Below are 16,440 nucleotides of genomic sequence, written 5' to 3'. Positions count from 1 at the left end.
CGGTGCCGTCGTGCCCACGGGTGGCCCCGCCGATCGGCGCGTCCTTCGCCGCGGCGGTGCCGTCCTGCTCGCGGGTCGCCCCGCGGATCAGTACGTCCTTCGCCGCGGCGATGTGCGCGGTCATGACCGCGCGTGCCCAGGCTCCGTCGCGGGCCCGGAACGCCTCGACCAACTCGCGGTGGTGGGCGGCGCTGCGGGCCAGTCCGTCGGCGTCGTAGCGGTGGTACGTGCTCAGCACGAGCGGGACACGCACCACCGAGCCGAACAGCGCCGCAAGTCGCGGGCCGGTCGCCGCGGTTCGGATGCACTCGTGGAACCGGTCGTTGTGCCGGGCGATGGCGTCCAGGTCAGGATGTCGTCGCCGCGTCGCGGTCTCCATAAGGTGCGCGAGATCCGCCATGCGCGCCAGGTCCGCCGCCGTGGCGCGGGTGGCGGCGCGCTCCGCCGCGAAGGACTCCAGTTCGCGCCGCAGGTCGTACAGCTCCTCCAGATCGCGGGTCGTCCACCTGGTGACCCTGGCGCCCTTGTGGGGCGCGGTGTCCACCATGCCTTCGGCGGCGAGGCGTCGCAGGGCCTCGCGTACGGGTGTGCGTGAGGCTCCGAACTCCTCGGCCAGGTCGGCCTCCGCCAGTCGGGATCCGCCGTGGCGCGAGCCGTCGAGGATGCCGGTGCGCAATGCCTCGTAGACACGATCCGCAGCACGTGGCATCCGGCACCCCCTGGCCAAGTTGTATGCAATCTATGCGGGAGGCATCTCTTGACACAAGAGATTGCCGGTAGAAATGCTCACGGAAGACAATGCGTCACGATCGATTGCATACAATTTGGAGGGACGATGGAAATCATCGAAGTGGGCCCGAGAGACGGCCTACAGAACGAGCCGGTCGTGCTGCCGACCGCCGACAAGGTCGAGCTGATCACCCGGGCGGTCGCCGCGGGCGCCCGTCGGATCGAGGCCGTGAGCTTCGTCAATCCGCGACTCGTGCCGCAGATGGCCGACGCCGCCGAGGTCATGGCGGACGTGCCGCGCGGCACGGGAGTCTCGTACAGCGGTCTCGTCCTCAACGCCCGGGGACTCGACCGCGCCCTGGAGTGCGGGGTCGACGAGGTGAACGTGGTCGTGGTGGCCACCGAGACGTTCAGCCGCCGCAACCAGAACCGCGGGGTGGACGAGATGCTGGCCGCCTGGGCGCAGATCGCGCGGGATGCGCAGGCGGCGGGCGTCCGGGCCGGCGTGACCATCGCCGCGGCGTTCGGCTGCCCCTTCGAAGGCGAGGTGCCCGCGGCGCGCGTGCTCGACATCGCGCGACGCGTGGCGGAGTCCTCCCCCGACGAGATCGCGCTCGCGGACACCATCGGCGTGGGCACGCCGGACCAGGTACGCGCGCTCCTGGACGGCCTCACGACCGCGGCACCCGGCGTACATCGGCGCTGCCACTTCCACAACACCCGCAATACCGGCTACGCCAACGCCCTCACCGCCGTCGAGGCCGGCGTGGACACTCTCGACGCGAGCATCGGCGGCATCGGCGGGTGCCCCTTCGCTCCGGCGGCGACCGGGAACATCGCCACCGAGGACCTGGTGTACGCCCTCGACCGCATGCGCGTCCCCACCGGTCTCGACCTCCAGGCCGTCATCGCCGCCGGCGAGTGGTTGTCGGGCCGCCTGGACAAGCCGGTCCCCGCGCAGCTCGGGCGTGCGGGCGTCTTCCCGCCCCCGCAACCCCGCTGAGCCGCGCCGCCGTCAGCGGCCGACGTGTCGGTCGACCGGCGGCCGGTCCTCCAGCGACTGCAACAGCGAGGACCGCGCCGCGGCGACGTGGGACCGCATCACCGACCGGGCCCATTCCGGGTCGCGGGCGGCCAGCGCGTCCACGAGTTCCCGGTGGTGTGCGGAGCTGCGTGCGAGATCGTCCTCGGAATAGCGGTGAAAGGTGGTCAGCACCAACGGCATCTGCACGACCGCGCCCAGCATGGACTGGAGGCGGGGGCTCGCGGCGGCCGCACGGATGAGCCCGTGGAACTCGGTGTTCAACGCGGCCAGGCGCTCCAGGTCCCGGGTGACGCCCGACCGCGCGGCGGCGTCCATCTCGCGGGTCAACGCGCGGAGTCGGGCGACGTCCTCGTCGCCGATCCTCGCCGCCGCCCGCTCGGCGGCGAACGACTCCAGAAGCAGGCGCAGGTCGTAGATCTCCTGGACGTCGGCGCGCGACCACTGCGTGACGCGCGCGCCCCGGTGCGGCGCGACCTCCACGAGGCCTTCCACTTCGAGCCTGCGCAACGCCTCGCGCACAGGCGTCCGGCTCGCGCCGGTCGCGTCGGCGAGGTCGGCCTCGCCCAGCCTCTCCCCCGGTGCGTACCGCCCGTCGAGGATCCCGGCGCGCAGCAGCTCGTACGCGCGATCGGCCGCACGGGCCATCTGCCACCACCTCCGCGAGCATGGTACGGAACGTGCGGGGCATCAAGGCGCACCGCGCCGTGCGACGCACACACGCGGTTGGCCGAGTGCGACACGTTCGGGGACGCTCCGGCCCCGCCGGCACCAAACGGCGGCGCAGGTCGGAGGGGGCGGGAGCGCTGCTCGTATCCGACGCGGCCGACGGACTCGGCCTAACCTTCGTGTTTCTTGTGGCGGAATGGCGTTGACACTTGAGGAACGCCAGCCGGAGCCTTCCGATCACGGCCTCCGAGCCGGATGCCGCACTCCCCTTCATCGGAAGGACGCCACATGGCGCGTACACGCACGTATCGGAGCCGCACGGCCTGGCTGGCCGCGGTGGCGGCGCTGACGGCCACCGCGACCGTCCAGGGCTCGGCGCAGGCCGGTTCCGCCCCGGACCCGACCGACCCCGGGGCGCTGTTCAGGACGCTCGACGACCCGAACGCGCGCCTCTTCCTCCAGACGCTGGGGCGCGCCGACGGCAAGGACATGGTCTACCGGATCAGCGGGTCCGTGCTGAACCAGGTCAAGGGCAACGCGTACGGGACGGCCCTGCAACACGGCACGGAGCTGTTCGGGTTCGAGGGCTACAACATCCGGCAGCTCTACCGCCTGCCGGGCACCAACGACGTGTACCAGCTCTCCCGGGAGATCGTCTTCTACACCGACCCGGTGACCGGGCAGCGGCTCACCGAGTGGACGAACCCGCTCGACGGCAAGACGCGCCCGCTGCCGCCCGTCGACAACGAACACGTCAACGGGCACTACCGGATCAAGGACGGCAAGCTCTTCTCGGTGTTCGGCGCCGCCGAAGTGCCGATGGACAAGTCCGTCGCGCCGAAGCGGATCCACGACCAGCTCGTGTGGACCACGGACGCGCCGCCGCTCTACAGCCTTGAGCAGCGCTACCAGATCCCCGAGGACTTCGGACTCGTCAACGACACCTACGCGTCGTGGGAGATGTTCGACTTCCTGGTCGACCGCGACGAGGCCGACAGGCGCGACAACCGGGGCCAGGTCCCCAAGGGCGCCATGGAGGTCGTGAACTCCTGGACGCGCAACGGCCCGTACATCCCCGCCATGTGCATTCCGGAGACGCAGAGCCCGGGCAACCTGGTGTACCACGCCCGGAGCTGGACCCTCGACTCCTTCGACAAGTTGGAGCCGTGGCTGAAGGACGTGGTCCGGCGGGAGTACCCGGTATACCAGCAGTCCCCCGAGGCGGTGGACCCCGCTCCCAACGACACCACGTGGACCACGTTCTACCGGCAGGAGCTCGCGCCGAAGAACCTCACGTGGAAGCAGTGGTGCGACTCCCCGTCCTCGTGACCTCGTGACCGCGTGACCGCGTGAACCGCGTGACCGCGTGACCGCGTGATCGCGTGACCGGCGCCTGACCGACCGGCCCCCTTCCGAAGCCCGCCGCACGATGGAATGCGGCGGGCTTCGGCCTTCCCGCAACGCGCGAGGGCCGACCGTGCGTGGCGCGCGGCCGGCCCCGGTGGTACGCGGGTGCGGCTATCCCACCGTCACCTGGAGGAGGTTGCCCAGGCTGCCGTTGGCCGCGGTGGTGTGGCCCTTGACCTTGGCTCCCACGGCTTCCAGGTAGTGCCGGGTGACGACCGGGACGACGTACGCGGTTTCGACGTCGTACTCCTGGACGGCCTTCCAGCCGGCCTTGGCCGCCGCGGGATCGATCGTGCCGACCGCGGCGTTCAGCAGCTCGTTCATGCGCGGGTCGGCGACCTTGTTGAAGTTGGTCGTGGACTTGTCGGCGTAGATGCCGTAGCCGGAGTGGTTCGGGTTGTTGCCCGTCGGAAGGGTCGTCAGCAGCAGGTCGCCGAAGTTGTTGGTCAGCAGCTTGCCGAAGTAGACGTTCTCCTCCTGCACTTCGAGGCGCACCTTGATGCCGGCCGCCTGCAGGCTCTGCTGCACGATCGTGGCGGCGTCCTTGGTGTAGGACTCCGGCGAGAGCGCGAGCGCGAGTTCCTCGCCCTTGTACGAGGACTGCGCGAGTTCCGCCTTCGCCTCGTCGACGTGCGGCTCGCCCCCGTACCTCTGGCCGACGCCCGCGTCGAACGCCGGTGCACCCTGCGGCAGTCCGGTGTTGACCGGAACCGCGGTGCCCTTGAAGACGTCGTCGACGATCTTCTGCCGGTTGAGCGCGAGCGCCATCGCCTTGCGGAAGTGCACGTCGGCGGTGGGGCCGCCCTTGAGGTTCGGATAGATGAACATCTGGATGGCGCTGGCCTGCGGTTCGCCGACCACGATGCCGTTCTTCCCCTTGACCTGCGGAACCTGCGCCGGGGGGAGGTCCGCGGATATGTGGGTGGTGCCGTTCACCAAGTTGGTGATGCGGGTGGTCTCGTCCTTGACGGTCGCGATCACGATCCGGTCGAGCTTCGGCGCGCCTTGGAAGTACGCGTCGTTCCTGGCGAGGCTGATCTGCCGACCGCGGTCCCACGCGGCGAGCCGGAACGGGCCGGAGCCGTTCTCGCTGGTCGCGTAGGTCGCACGCGGTTCGTACGGCGTGGCCGCGCTGACGATCGGGATGATCGCGAAGTTCGCGGTCATCGGCTCGTACGGCATCTTCAGCCTGAAGACGACCGTCAGCGGGTCGGGTGCCTCGACGCTCCCCACGGCCGCGATGGCCGACCGCCAGATCGAGCCGGACTTGGGGTCCTTGGGATTCATGATCGTCTCGTACGTGTACTTCACGTCCGCCGACGTCAGTGCCTGCCCCTGGTGGAACGTCACGCCGCCGCGGAGCTTGAAGGTGTAGGTGAGCCCGTCCGGGGAGATCGTCGGCAGATCGGCGAGCTGCGGCGCGGTCTGCCCGCCTCCGCGGTTCTCCAGCAGCGTGTCGTACAGGGCGTAGGTGAGCCGCAGTTGCGTGGAGGTGTTGTACGCGAGCGGGTCCAGGTCCTGCGGTTCGGAGGACGAGTCGACGCGAAGCGTTCCGGTGCTCGCGCCCGCGCCGCCGGTACCGTCACCTCCGCAGCCGCTGAGGGCGAGCACGGCGGTGAGGAGGCCGGCCGCGGCGAACACCGCGGATCTGGGCAGCCGTCTGGTCATCTGCGGTCTCTTTTCGCGAGTTTCGGGCAGGTGGAGGCGTTCTCGGAGCAGGTTGAAGTCCGCCCGGCCGGCAACTGCCGCGGCGGGGGCGGGCGGTACGCGGTGCCGTCAGTCCCCGACGACGGCGTGGCACGCCACGGTGTGGTCTCCGTGACGGGTCGCGGCGGGCGCGCGTTCGGCACACACCGGCATGGCGAGGGGGCAGCGGTTGCGGAAGTGGCACCCGGTCGGCCGGTGGGCCGCGTCCGGGACCTCTCCGCGGGCCGGGGCGGTGCGCCGGCGACGCGGATCCCGCCGCGGCACCGAGGCCAGGAGGATCCGGGTGTACGGGTGTTGCGGGTCCTCGACGAGCGCCCGCGCGGGACCGGCCTCGACGACGCGGCCCAGGTACATCACGGCGATGCGGTCCGCGAGGTGGGCCACGGTCGGCAGGTCGTGGCTGATGTAGAGCAGCGCGAGTCCGAAGCGGTCGCGCATGTCGGCGAAGAGGTTGACGATCTGGGCGCCCACGCTGACGTCGAGGCTCGCGGTGGGCTCGTCCGCGACCAGGAACCGGGGTTCCAGCGCGAGGGCGCGGGCGATGACCACACGTTGGAGCTGGCCGCCGGACAGCTCGTGCGGGTAGCGGGTGAGGTGGGCCGCGGACAGGCCGACGAGTTCCGCCAGATCCGCGACGCGTTCCGTGCGTTCGCGGAGGCCGCCGACCTGGTGGTAGCGCAGCGGTTCGGCGATGACGTCGCGGATGAGCCTGCGGCGGTTGATCGCCGCGTAGGGGTTCTGGAAGACCATCTGCCGGCTGCGGCGCAGTTCGCGGAGGCGGTCGCCCGTGGCCCCGGTAACATCGGCCCCGTCGAAGCGCACGCTTCCGGCGTACGGGGTCTCCAGGTGGAGCATGGCCCGTCCGAACGTGGACTTGCCGGAGCCGGACTCCCCGATGAGGGCCACCGTCTCCGACGCGTGGACGGCGAGCGAGACACCGTCGACGGCGTGCAGGTGGCGCCGCTGCCGCCGCAGGCGTTCGCCCAGGCCGGTCGGCAGCGGGAAGCGGACGGAGAGGTCGACGGCCTCGGTGACCGCCCGGGGCGTCTTGGCGGGCTCGCTCATGCGTTCACTCCTGTTCCGGTCGCGTCGCCGACGAGGGGTTGTGCGGCGTGCCGGTGGCACCGTGCGGTGGCAGGGCCGGTGTCGGCGTGCGACGCGTGGGCCGTTCCGTCGGCCTGTGTCGCCGGGTTCGCCGGCGCGCTCGGCAGGACCGGCAGCAGCGCGGGGAGGTCGCGGTCGCAGATCTCGCCGAGGTGCTCGGTGCAGCGCGGCGCGAAGGGGCAGCCCGGCGGCGGCGCGGCGAGGTCGGGTACGCCGCCCCGCATCGTGTGCAGGCGGCTGTCGCGGCCCGCGCCGACCCGGTCGAGGTCGGGCGCGGACTTCAGCAGGGCTCGCGTGTACGGGTGCGCCGGCCCGTCGAACAGCGTTCGGACAGAGGTGTGTTCGACGAATCGTCCGGCGTACATGACGTGCACGCGGTCGCACAGGTCGGCCACCAGTCCGAGGTTGTGGGTGACCAGGACCATGCTCATGCCGAGTTCGGCGCGGAGTTCGCGGACGAGTTCGACGATCTGGGCCTCGACCGTGACGTCCAGGCTGGTCGTCGGCTCGTCCGCGAGGACCAGGGACGGCCGTCCGGCCAGGAACGCGGCCGCGATCATGCACCGCTGGAGCTGGCCCTGGCTGAACTCGAAGGGGTGGTTGCGCGCGCGGTGGCCCGGGATCCCGACCCGGTCGAGCATCGAGCGGACGTGGTCGCGGCGGGCGGCCCGGTCGAGTTCCGGGCGGTGCAGCGCGACGAGGCGGCCGAGCTGGTTGCCGATGGTGTACGCGGGGTTGAAGGCGTTGACCGGGTCCTGGAAGACCATCGACACCGTGCCCCCGCGCACTTTCCGCATGGCCTTCGCGTCCCCGACCAGTTCGGTGCCGGCGAGGCGGATGCCGCCGTCGACGCGGGTCTCGCGCCCGTGCAGGCCGAGGAGTGCGCGCAGGAAGGTGCTCTTGCCGCATCCGGACTCGCCGACGATGCCCACCGACTCGCCGCGTCCCACGCGGAGGTCGGCGTCCACGACGGCGCGCACCGGCGCGGCGGGGTCGCCGTACGCGACGTTCAGCCGGTCCACGACGAGCAGGTCGGTGTCCGGGGCTGGGGCTGGGGCTGGGGCTGGGGCTGAGGCTGGGGCTGGGGCTGGAGCAGCGTTCACCGGGACTCCGGGGTGTTGGCGGGGGTGGGCCGTGTGTCCGCCGCGGGCACCGGGGCGTGCCGGTCGTCGCCGGGGCGTTCGAAGCCGCGGCGCATCCGCGGGTCGAGCAGGTCGCGTAGTTCGTCGCCGAGGAGCGTGAGCGCGAGGACCGCGGCGGCGATGCCCAGGGTCGGGAAGAGGATGAGCCACCAGGCTCCGAGCAGCAGTTGGCTGCGTGCGTCGGTCAGCAGCGTTCCCCAACTGGCGTCCGGCGGCTGGATGCCGAGGCCGAGGAAGGAGACCGAGGCCTCGACGATGATGGCGATGGCGACCGAGAAGGCGGCCTGCACGACGATCGGCGTGGCGATGTTGGGGAGCAGGTTGCCGAACACCAGGTCGCGGCGGCGGGCGCCGAGGCCGCGGGCGGCGGTCATGTAGTCCTTGCGCACCTCGGCGAGCGCGGACGCGCGGGCGAGGCGGACGAAGACAGGGGTCAGCGCCACGCCGATCGAGATGCCCATGATGGCGACGTTGTCGAGTTCGACCGGGCCGACGGCGATGCCTTTCTGGGTGAACACGCCGGACAACACCGGGACGAGGACCAGGAGCGGGAAGGCCATCACGACGTCCGTGGCCCGCATGACGAGGGCGTCGAACCAGGTGCCTGCCCGCAGTGCCGCGACCATGCCGACGAGAGTGCCGACGGCGGTGGCCGCGAGCGTGCACAGCAGGGCGACGGAGAGGGATATGCGGGCGCCCGCGACGAACCGGGCGAGCACGTCGCGGCCGGTGTTGTCGGTCCCCATCCAGTGGTCGGGGCTCGGGGCGGACATCGGCGCGGCGGCCTGCGCGTTCGGGTCCGGGGTCAGCCAGGGGCCGACGAGCGCGACGGCGGTCAGGAGGACGATCAGCGCGCAGGCGGTGATGCCGGCTGGCCTGCGGGTCAGCAGCCGGGTCCAGCGGCCCAGCGCGGCGGCGCCGGTCCTGACAGCGCCGGGCTCGCGTTCGGGGCGTGCGGTCCGGTTCCGGGTGGGGATCATGCCTCCCCCTTGCGGTAGCCCGCCCGGATGCGCGGGTCGATGGCGCCGTACAGCAGGTCGACGGCGAGGTTGACGAGGACGAAGGCGAGCGCGATGACGAGCATCACGCCGACGGTGACGGAGTAGTTGCGCTCTCCGAAGGAGGTCACGAGAAGGCCGCCCATGCCGTTGATGCCGAAGACGTTCTCGACGATCACCGAGCCGCCGAGCAACAGACCGGTGACGACGCCGAGTTGGGTCACCACCGGCAGGAGGGCGTTGCGCAGGGCGTCGGCGGCGATCACCCGGCGCTCGGGGACGCCGAAGGCGCGGGCGGCGGTGATGTACTCCTGGGCGAGGACGTCGAGCATCCCGCTGCGTGTGGTGCGGGCGACGATGCCGATCTGGGGGAAGGCCAGGGCGAGCCCGGGGAGAAGGAGGTGCCGGAATGCTTCGACGGGGTCGGTGCCGTACGCCACGAATCCCTGGTACGGCCAGACGCCGGTGACGTACCAGCCGAACAGCAGCACGAAGCCCATGCCGAGGACGAAGCTGGGGACGGCCAGCCCGCCCAGGGAGAGCACCCGCACGAGGTGGTCGGCGACGCCGCCGCGGCGCAACGCGGCCAGTACGCCGAGCGGTACGGCGATCACCACGACCAGGAACAGCGATGTCAGCGCCAGTTGGAGGGTCGCGGGAAAGCGTTCGGCGAGGAGTTCGGTGACCGGCTGGCGTGTGGTGTACGAGTCGCCGAGGTCGCCACCGAGGGCGTCGCCGAGCCACCGGGCGTACTGCTCGGGAATCGACCGGTCCAGGTGGAGTTCGTGCCTGATCGCGGCGATCTGTTCCTCCGGGGCGCCGACGCCCGCGAGGGTGACGGCGGGGTCGCCCGGGGCGGTACGCAGCAGCGCGAAGGCGATGACGGAGACCGCGAAGAGGACGGGGATCGCCTGCAGCAGTCGTCCGAGTGTCATCCGGATCATCGGCGGTCCCGCACGTCGGGTGCCGTGTCGAGCGGGGTCGGGTGGGCGCCGACCAGGAGCCAGGTGTGGCCGTCCGGCGCGGTGAACGACAGGCTGGGTTCGCCGAATTCGTTGCGCCGGATGCCGGTGACCGAGGTGGCGCCGGCGTCCGCGACCTGGGCGCGCATCCCGGCGAGGTCGGCGACGCGGTAGCTGTAGCTGGACGGGCCCAGGCGGCCGGTGGCGGTGCGTTCCGGCGCCGAGCCGGGGTCGATGCCCGCACGAACCGCCGTGGCGGGGTCGAAGACCGCGATCTTGAGGCGTCCGCTGCGGGCCTGGGCGGGGGTCGGTCCGGAGCGGGTGTCGTCGAAGTCGTAGACGGCGGTGGTCTCGCCGTCGGCCCGCCCGAAGATCTTCTTCCCGCCCGGGTCCTCGTCGCCGGACACGTGGCCGTCGGTGACGCGCAGGAGCCCGAGTCCGCGGTCGTAGAAGTCCAGCAGTCCCGGGTCGCCGTGGTGGATGAGTCCGACGTGGGTGAACTGGCTTGCCATGAAACGCGCGTCGACGAGCGCGCCGTAGTGCGGGACGGTGTAGCCGTGGCGTTCGAAGAACACCTGCCGGCTCTCCCCGCGTGTCACGACGGCCTCGCGGATCAGCGGCAGTCGGTCGTGGAACGGCACGACGTGCCGGCCGCCGTCGGGCGTGCCGCCGAAGACCTGCTTGGCGGAGAACACGATGTGGATCAATTCGCCTGCCTCGTCGGCCAGTTCCGCGTGGGACTGGAGTTCGAGGAGAGCCGTGGTCATCTGCACGGTCCAGCGTCCGCCCGGGGTGCGGAGCGGCTCAGCTCCGACGCCGGGGCCGGTCGGGTTCTGCCACTGCATCAGGCGCAGCAGGCCGTGGTCGCTGCGTCCGTGGTACATGCGCAGCGACCGCACCGCGCTCGGCACGCCGTACAGGTCCATCGCGGTGTCGGCGTCGGCCTCGCCGCGGGGGCCTGGCCGGAATCCGAACAACTGCCAGTAGGAGCTTGCTGATTCCAGGTCCGCGACTCCGTGCGTCGCTTCGAAGACTCCGCCCAGGGGGCGGTGTGCGGGATCGTGCATGGTGGCCTCTCGGCGTGGGACGGGGCGGACTGACGTGTGGGGTCTACGACGGGAGCCGGGCGGCGTCGCGGAGGCTCGCCAGGTCGGTGCCGGCGAAGGCGTCGAGGCGGTCGGGGACCGCGAAGAGCGTCGCGCCGGCGTGGCGCCGCAGGCTCACCCAGCTCGCCAGGTCCGCGGCGCTCGACGTGTTCCCGCCGGTGACCACGAGGGCCGGGAAGAGGTGTTCCCCGGCGAGGCGCAGGGCACGGGCCCGGTCGCCGGCCTCATGCGCCTCGCGTACCGCCTCGGCCTCGTCGGCCAGGCCCGCGACGGCCCAGTGGCGGGCGAACTCCGGCCACACGCAGTGGTTGACGTGATACTCCAAGGCCCAGGCGCGGTGGCGTTCGTCGTCGCCGGTCGGCCACAGGGACTGCACACAGACGTCGAAGTCTCCGGCGGCGACGGCGGCGTCGAGGTCGCGGCCAACCGCCGCGGCTCCCGTACGGGCCTGGTGGAGGGCCCAGCGGACGTACTCGGGCGTGGTCATCTCCAGGATGACGCCGTCGGCGAGCGCACCCGCGAGCCGGAGCATGCGGGGGCCGTCCGCGGCGAGCACGATGGGAATGCGCCCGGTGGGGAGGATGTCGGTGACCGCCCCGTCGACGCGCAGCTCCGTGCCGTGGAAGGACACCGCGCCGTCGTCGCCGATCTCGGCGCCGTCCACGGGCTCGCCCCACAGTGCGCGGAGGATCATGATCGTGTCGTGCATGCGCGAGCGCGGGCGGCCCCACGGGAGGCCATGGGCGCGGCGTACGAGTTCCGCGACACCGGCGCCGAGTCCGAGGGTGAAACGCCCCGCGCTGATCGTGTCGATCCAGGCGGCGCCGGACGCGAGAAGGGTCGGGCTGCGCGTCGGGGCGGCGATGATGCGGGTCATCAGGCGGGCGCGGGTGGTGGCCTGGGCGACCAGGGTGAGCGGAGCGAAGACCTCGACGGCCGACCAGTCGGCGAGCGAGAGTACGTCGTAGCCGGCGTCCTCCGCGCGTCGCGCCGCGTCGAGCAGGGGGCCGGCCCCGTGGCGGCCTCCGGCGCGCGGTGCGTGGTTCACCATCGCGGTGAACCGGGCGGGGCGGCCGATCTCGTCCACGTGTAGAGCCTGCTTTCTGGATGGGAGCGTGCACCGGAAGCCGGCGGCGAAGGCCGCGGAGGTCGCACCAGGCGGTTTGCTTTCCACATCTGGAAACGCTGTTCCGAAGTTTCCATGAGCGTAGGTGCGCATTCAGGCCGTGACATTGGCCGAAAACGACGGGTAGTTTGTCGTTCGCGACAGGCAGGCGGGTACGGCTGGCAGACTCGCCCGGCCCCGCCACGGCGGGCCCGGTACGGCCGGACGCCGTCCGGGGACGGCTCCAGGAATCGGAGAGAGACATGACGATCGCTGTCGTGCTGGCCCCGCCACGGGCCTTGGCCTCCAGCGTCGTGACGGCACGCGACCTGCTGTGGGCGGCCGCGCGCGGCAGTCGGGGCGGTGTCGGCCACCGGGTGCTGACCGTCAGCGTCGACGGCCGGCCGGTGCACTGCCAGGGCGGCACGGTCGTCGCCGCCGACGCCGCGCTCGCGGAGGTATCGGAGTGCGCGCTGGTGTTCGCGGCGGCCTTCACCGGCGAGGTCGACGTGGCCCTCGCCGACGCCGACCCCGTCCTGCGCTGGCTGCGCGAGCGCCATGGCGAGGGTGCGACGCTGACGGCCGGGGGCACCGGCTCGTTCCTGCTCGCGGCGTCCGGTGTCCTGGACGGCGGCGAGGCGACGACGTTCCCGCCCTACGTCGTGGCGTTCCGCCGGCTGTTCCCGAAGGTGCGACTGCGGCCCACCCGCCCGATCGTGCGCTGGGGCAGCGTGACCACGGCCCACGGGCTGGTGTCCAGCATGGAGTTGCTGGCGCAGACGTCGGAGCAGATCTACGGGCGGGCGTCCGCGGCGCGGGTGGCGAATCGTTTCGTGTTCGACGTGCCGGAGGAGCACCGCTCGTTCGTCCCCGGGTCCCGGCAGGAGGCCGCCGCGGCGATGCGCAGCCGGCCCCCGGTCCCCACGCAGCGCTCCGCCGACCCGGTGGTGGTGGCCGCCCAGTTCTGGCTGGAGGACCACATCGGCGAGGCCGTGACGGTGGCGGAACTGGCCCGCCACCTGGACATGACACCGCGGACCGTGGAACGCCGCTTCCTGGCCGCCCTGGGCACCGGACCGCGCCAGTACCTGAGGCAAGTGCGCATGGCACAGGCCGAGTTGCTCCTCGCCGAGTCCACGGTGAACATCTCCGAGGTCGCCCGTCGGGTCGGCTACCAGGACGTCTCGGCGTTCTACCGGGCCTTCGGCAAGGTCACCGGACGCCGCCCGGGCGACCTGCGCCGCTCGCCGGCCTGACCCGGCGCCGGGCGGAGGCGACGCCTCCCGCCACGGCGGGGCGCGCGGGGCGATCGTGTGGGCCGCCCCCCGCACGCCGCGTTCAGCCGCTACATGGCGGCGCACGTGGGCGGCCGTGTGGCCCGCCCCGCAACGCCCGTGGCGTTCAGCCGCGTGCGACGTGGCGACGTCACGACGGCGTACGCGGGACGGTCGCCCGCCCCGCCGCGCACGCCGCGTTCAGCCGCGCTACGTGGCGGCGTAAGCGGGCGGTCGTGTGGCCCGCCCCGCCCGCCCCGCAGGTGGCGTTCAGCCGCGCGCGACGTAGCGCCCCGACGGCTCGCCGACCACGGCCCCGTCGCGGTAGGCGACGCGGCCGCCGACGATCGTCGTCTGCGGCCAGCCGCGCAACCGCTCGCCGTTGAACGGGCAGTGGTCCTGCCCCGACAGCAGCAGGTCGGTGGTGACGGTCTGCTCGCGGTCGAGGTCGACGATCACGATGTCGGCGTCCGCCCCCACCATCAGGGATCCCTTCGTGGTCAGCCCGTAGGCCCGCGCGGGGTTGGCGGAGACCAGTTCGGCGATCCGGCGCAGCGACAGCCCGCGACGGTGGTGGCCCTCGGACAGCATCACCGGGTACAGCAGGGCGGTGCCGCCGAACCCGGGCAGCGCGGGCCACAGTTCGTCGCCCTTGTGCTCCTCCATGCAGCAGGCGTGGTCGGAGGCGACCCAGTCGACGGTCCCGTCGAGCACGCCCTCCCACAGCGCCTGGTTGTCGTCGCGGGTGCGCAGTGGCGGGTTGACCTTGGCCCCGAGTCCCGCGCCGGCGGCGTCCAGCGTGGCGTGGTCCAGGCACAGGTGGTGCAGCGTGACCTCGGCGCGCACGTCGAGCGCCGGGTGGGTGCGGCGCGCGATGCGGGCGGCGTCGAGCGCGTCTGCGCTGGACAGGTGCAGCAGGTTGATCGCGCAGGCGGCGGCCTGGGCCAGCGTGGTCGCCTCGCCGATCGCCACCCGTTCCGTCAGCGGCGGGCGCCCTTGGTGGTACGCCTCCAGCGTCTGCGGGTCGCCGTTCTTGCGCACCCGGTCGATGAACAGCCGCATCAGCTCGGACTGTTCGCAGTGCAGCGACAGCGAGACGCGCCGCGCCGGGTCGGCGGCCCCGGCCGCGGCGACCCCCTCCATCAGCTCGAACAGATGGCCCAGGTCGTACTCCTGGCCTTCCTCCGCCATACGGAAGGACTTGGTGTCGCGCGAACTGGAGGCGAGGTTGAAGCCCTTGTAGAACATGTAGTACTTGAACGAGGTGACCCCGTGCTCGGCGATGAGACTGGGGATCTCGCCGATCTGGTCGGTCGTCATCGGCGCGAGGTGGAACCCGTAGTCGGTGAACGCGCGCCCCTCGACGGCCTTGAGGACCTCGGGGAAGATCTCGGCGTAGGGTCCGGTCCGGTTCAGGTAGTGCTCGCCGGTGCGGAAGTACGACAGCACCGAGGTGACGCCGCCGACGAGCGACGACCGGGTCTCTTCGTAGGCATCGACCGCCAGGTCCCGGTAGATGCCCAGGTGGTAGTGCGCGTCCACGGCCCCGGGGAGGACCACGCGCCCGGCCGCGTCGATGGTTTCGTCCGCGTCGGCGGCCGGTATGTCGGTACCGAGCGCGGCGACGACGCCGTCGCGCACCGCCAGGTCAGCGCGGATCTCACCGACGCCCGGCTGGACGAGGGTGCCGTTCTTGATGATCAGGTCGTAGCGTGGCATGAGTCTCGGCTGCGCGGGGGCAGCCCCACCCCTTTCGGTGAGATGCCGGTGTCGGCTGTGTCCGCTGTGTCGTTGCGTGCCGTCACGTGTCGAGGGTGACGCGCAATTGGTCTGTCTCGGTGGGGAGTTCAGTACATCGGTGCGCTGTGGACGCGGCCCGGGGCGCGATGCGGCGGAAGGCCCGTGTCCCGCCGGTCGGGTCGTACGGCGACAACCGCCGACGGGGCGCCCAGGCGACGGGAAAGCCGGTCGGTGGCGTCGACCAGGCGGTCCAGGCAGTGGTCGGCCGCGGCACCGAAGCGTTCGCGCGGGCCGCACACGCTCACGACCGCCACCGGCCGGTCGTGATGGTCGAACACCGGCGCGGCGACGGATCCCGCGCCGGGCTGGCGTTCCCCGGCGGACCGGGACCAGCCGCGCGCCCGGATGTCGGCGAGTTCGCCGGTGAGGCGCCGCAGCGCGGCGCCGGACATCGCGCCCGACGCCGGCGCCGGTACGCCCGGCGGGGCGTCGCGATTCTCCGGCTCGGCGCGGCGGGGCACCGAAGCCGCGGCGGCGTGGCTGCTGCGCAGCAGCCGGGCGAGCAGCCGGGCGTCCTGGGCCTCGGGCAGGAACGCGAGCAGCGCCCTGGACGACGCGCCCACGTCGAGCGGGTAGGGGATGCCGAGGGTGACCGACATGATCACCTCCCGGTCCGGTGTCACCTGGTCGACGTAGATGCGGCTGTCGCCGGCCCGCACCGACAAGGTCGCGGTCTCCCCGGTGGTGCCGGAGAGGTCGCGCAGTTCGGGGACGGCCGCGGCGCGGATGTCGAGCCGTCCGAGATAGGCGAGTCCCAGCCGCGCGGCGGCGGGCCCCAGCGCGTAGCGGTGTGTGCCGGGGTTCATCTCGACCAGTCCGCGACTGCGCAGCGAGCCGAGCAGGCGGTGGACCGCGGCCTTCGACAGGCCCAGGGCGTCCGCGATCTCGGTGATGCCGAGGTCGGCTGACCGGGTCTCGCAGAAGTGCAGGAGCACGTCCGCCGCGCGCTCGACGACGGCGACGGTCTGGCCGCCCTTGCCCCGCGGATCCGCGTGCGGAGGCGCGCCGGGTTCACCGGTCACGGTGGAGCCCGACGGGCACCGGTGGATCGGTGACGATGCGGGTGTCGAGGAACTCCCACCATTCGTCCTGCGAGACGCGCTGCGATTCCCAGGCGCCGTCCTTCTTCAGGCCGCCGAGTGCCGCGCGGTAGGCGCCCCAGGCCGCCTCGTCGTCGAACGCCGCCCAGTTCTCCAGCACGTACACGTCGCCGACCACGCTGTAGTACCAGCGGACTTCCCGGACCATCGGCAGGTCCCGGTAGAACCAGCTCTCCCGGTCCTCCAGCCAGGCCCAGAAGGCCTTTTGGTCACGTCGGGACTTCTCGCTGAGCTTCATCCGGTAGACGAGGTAGATCACGCGGGGTCCTTTCGGGCACATTCACGCGGAGACGGT

Annotated in this window: 15 protein-coding genes; 3 read left to right on the top strand and 12 right to left on the bottom strand. The window is 72.1% G+C overall.

Annotation, left to right across the window (positions count from 1 at the left end; genetic code table 11):
- The coding region (locus ACRX5S_RS27800) for a GntR family transcriptional regulator (protein ID WP_436775861.1) at positions 1-709 on the bottom strand (709 nt) is incomplete at its 3' end.
- A gap of 126 nt (positions 710-835) precedes the next feature.
- On the opposite strand from ACRX5S_RS27800, the gene ACRX5S_RS27795 reads away from it, so the two are divergent.
- A complete protein-coding gene (locus ACRX5S_RS27795) occupies positions 836-1,732 on the top strand; it encodes a hydroxymethylglutaryl-CoA lyase (protein ID WP_436775860.1) in 897 nt (298 codons plus the stop codon).
- 12 nt (positions 1,733-1,744) lie between these two features.
- Here ACRX5S_RS27795 and ACRX5S_RS27790 read toward each other — a convergent pair whose 3' ends face one another.
- Positions 1,745-2,419, bottom strand: a complete 675-nt coding sequence (locus ACRX5S_RS27790) for a GntR family transcriptional regulator (RefSeq protein ID WP_436775859.1) — start codon at positions 2,417-2,419, stop codon at positions 1,745-1,747.
- A 309-nt stretch (positions 2,420-2,728) separates the two neighbouring features.
- On the opposite strand from ACRX5S_RS27790, the gene ACRX5S_RS27785 reads away from it, so the two are divergent.
- Positions 2,729-3,769, top strand: coding sequence for a DUF1838 family protein (locus ACRX5S_RS27785; protein WP_436775858.1), 1,041 nt, complete (start codon positions 2,729-2,731; stop codon positions 3,767-3,769).
- Positions 3,770-3,958: 189 nt separating this feature from the next.
- Here the strand turns inward: ACRX5S_RS27785 and ACRX5S_RS27780 are convergent, their stop codons facing one another.
- From ACRX5S_RS27780 to ACRX5S_RS27750, 7 genes are all read right to left on the bottom strand, one after another.
- Entirely contained in the window at positions 3,959-5,515 is a 1,557-nt protein-coding gene (locus ACRX5S_RS27780; protein WP_436775857.1) for an ABC transporter substrate-binding protein, read from the bottom strand.
- Between the two features lie 108 nt (positions 5,516-5,623).
- Positions 5,624-6,619, bottom strand: coding sequence for an oligopeptide/dipeptide ABC transporter ATP-binding protein (locus ACRX5S_RS27775; RefSeq protein WP_436775856.1), 996 nt, complete (start codon positions 6,617-6,619; stop codon positions 5,624-5,626).
- Complete coding sequence (locus ACRX5S_RS27770; protein WP_436775855.1) at positions 6,616-7,680, bottom strand: ABC transporter ATP-binding protein; 1,065 nt, start codon at positions 7,678-7,680, stop codon at positions 6,616-6,618. Before ACRX5S_RS27770 ends, ACRX5S_RS27775 begins: the two co-directional genes overlap by 4 nt.
- 77 nt (positions 7,681-7,757) lie before the next feature.
- The gene (locus ACRX5S_RS27765) at positions 7,758-8,780 is read right to left on the bottom strand and encodes an ABC transporter permease (RefSeq protein WP_436775854.1); all 1,023 of its coding nucleotides are present in this window, start codon (positions 8,778-8,780) and stop codon (positions 7,758-7,760) included.
- Entirely contained in the window at positions 8,777-9,733 is a 957-nt protein-coding gene (locus ACRX5S_RS27760) for an ABC transporter permease (protein WP_436775853.1), read from the bottom strand. The genes ACRX5S_RS27765 and ACRX5S_RS27760 overlap by 4 nt, the downstream gene beginning before the upstream one ends.
- Before the next feature lie 5 nt (positions 9,734-9,738).
- Positions 9,739-10,827: a VOC family protein gene (locus tag ACRX5S_RS27755; RefSeq protein ID WP_436775852.1), complete on the bottom strand. Its 1,089-nt coding sequence runs from the start codon at positions 10,825-10,827 to the stop codon at positions 9,739-9,741.
- A 43-nt stretch (positions 10,828-10,870) separates the two neighbouring features.
- Entirely contained in the window at positions 10,871-11,953 is a 1,083-nt protein-coding gene (locus ACRX5S_RS27750) for an LLM class flavin-dependent oxidoreductase (RefSeq protein ID WP_436775851.1), read from the bottom strand.
- 281 nt (positions 11,954-12,234) lie between these two features.
- Here ACRX5S_RS27750 and ACRX5S_RS27745 point away from each other — a divergent pair, with 281 nt between their 5' ends.
- The gene (locus tag ACRX5S_RS27745; protein WP_436775850.1) at positions 12,235-13,227 is read left to right on the top strand and encodes a GlxA family transcriptional regulator; all 993 of its coding nucleotides are present in this window, start codon (positions 12,235-12,237) and stop codon (positions 13,225-13,227) included.
- A 288-nt stretch (positions 13,228-13,515) separates the two neighbouring features.
- Here ACRX5S_RS27745 and ACRX5S_RS27740 read toward each other — a convergent pair whose 3' ends face one another.
- The 3 genes from ACRX5S_RS27740 to ACRX5S_RS27730 all read right to left on the bottom strand — a co-directional run bounded on the left by ACRX5S_RS27740 (position 13,516) and on the right by ACRX5S_RS27730 (position 16,404).
- Positions 13,516-14,964 (bottom strand): dihydroorotase, encoded by a 1,449-nt coding sequence (locus tag ACRX5S_RS27740; protein WP_436775849.1) that lies wholly within the window; start codon positions 14,962-14,964, stop codon positions 13,516-13,518.
- Between the two features lie 128 nt (positions 14,965-15,092).
- Entirely contained in the window at positions 15,093-16,067 is a 975-nt protein-coding gene (locus ACRX5S_RS27735; protein WP_436775848.1) for an IclR family transcriptional regulator, read from the bottom strand.
- Positions 16,057-16,404 (bottom strand): hypothetical protein, encoded by a 348-nt coding sequence (locus tag ACRX5S_RS27730; RefSeq protein ID WP_436775847.1) that lies wholly within the window; start codon positions 16,402-16,404, stop codon positions 16,057-16,059. Before ACRX5S_RS27730 ends, ACRX5S_RS27735 begins: the two co-directional genes overlap by 11 nt.
- Between the last annotated feature and the right edge of the window lie 36 nt (positions 16,405-16,440).

The organism is Yinghuangia sp. YIM S09857 (assembly GCF_051388915.1).
In the GTDB taxonomy this organism is placed as follows: domain Bacteria; phylum Actinomycetota; class Actinomycetes; order Streptomycetales; family Streptomycetaceae; genus Yinghuangia.
This window is presented reverse-complemented; position numbering and strand designations above follow the sequence as displayed.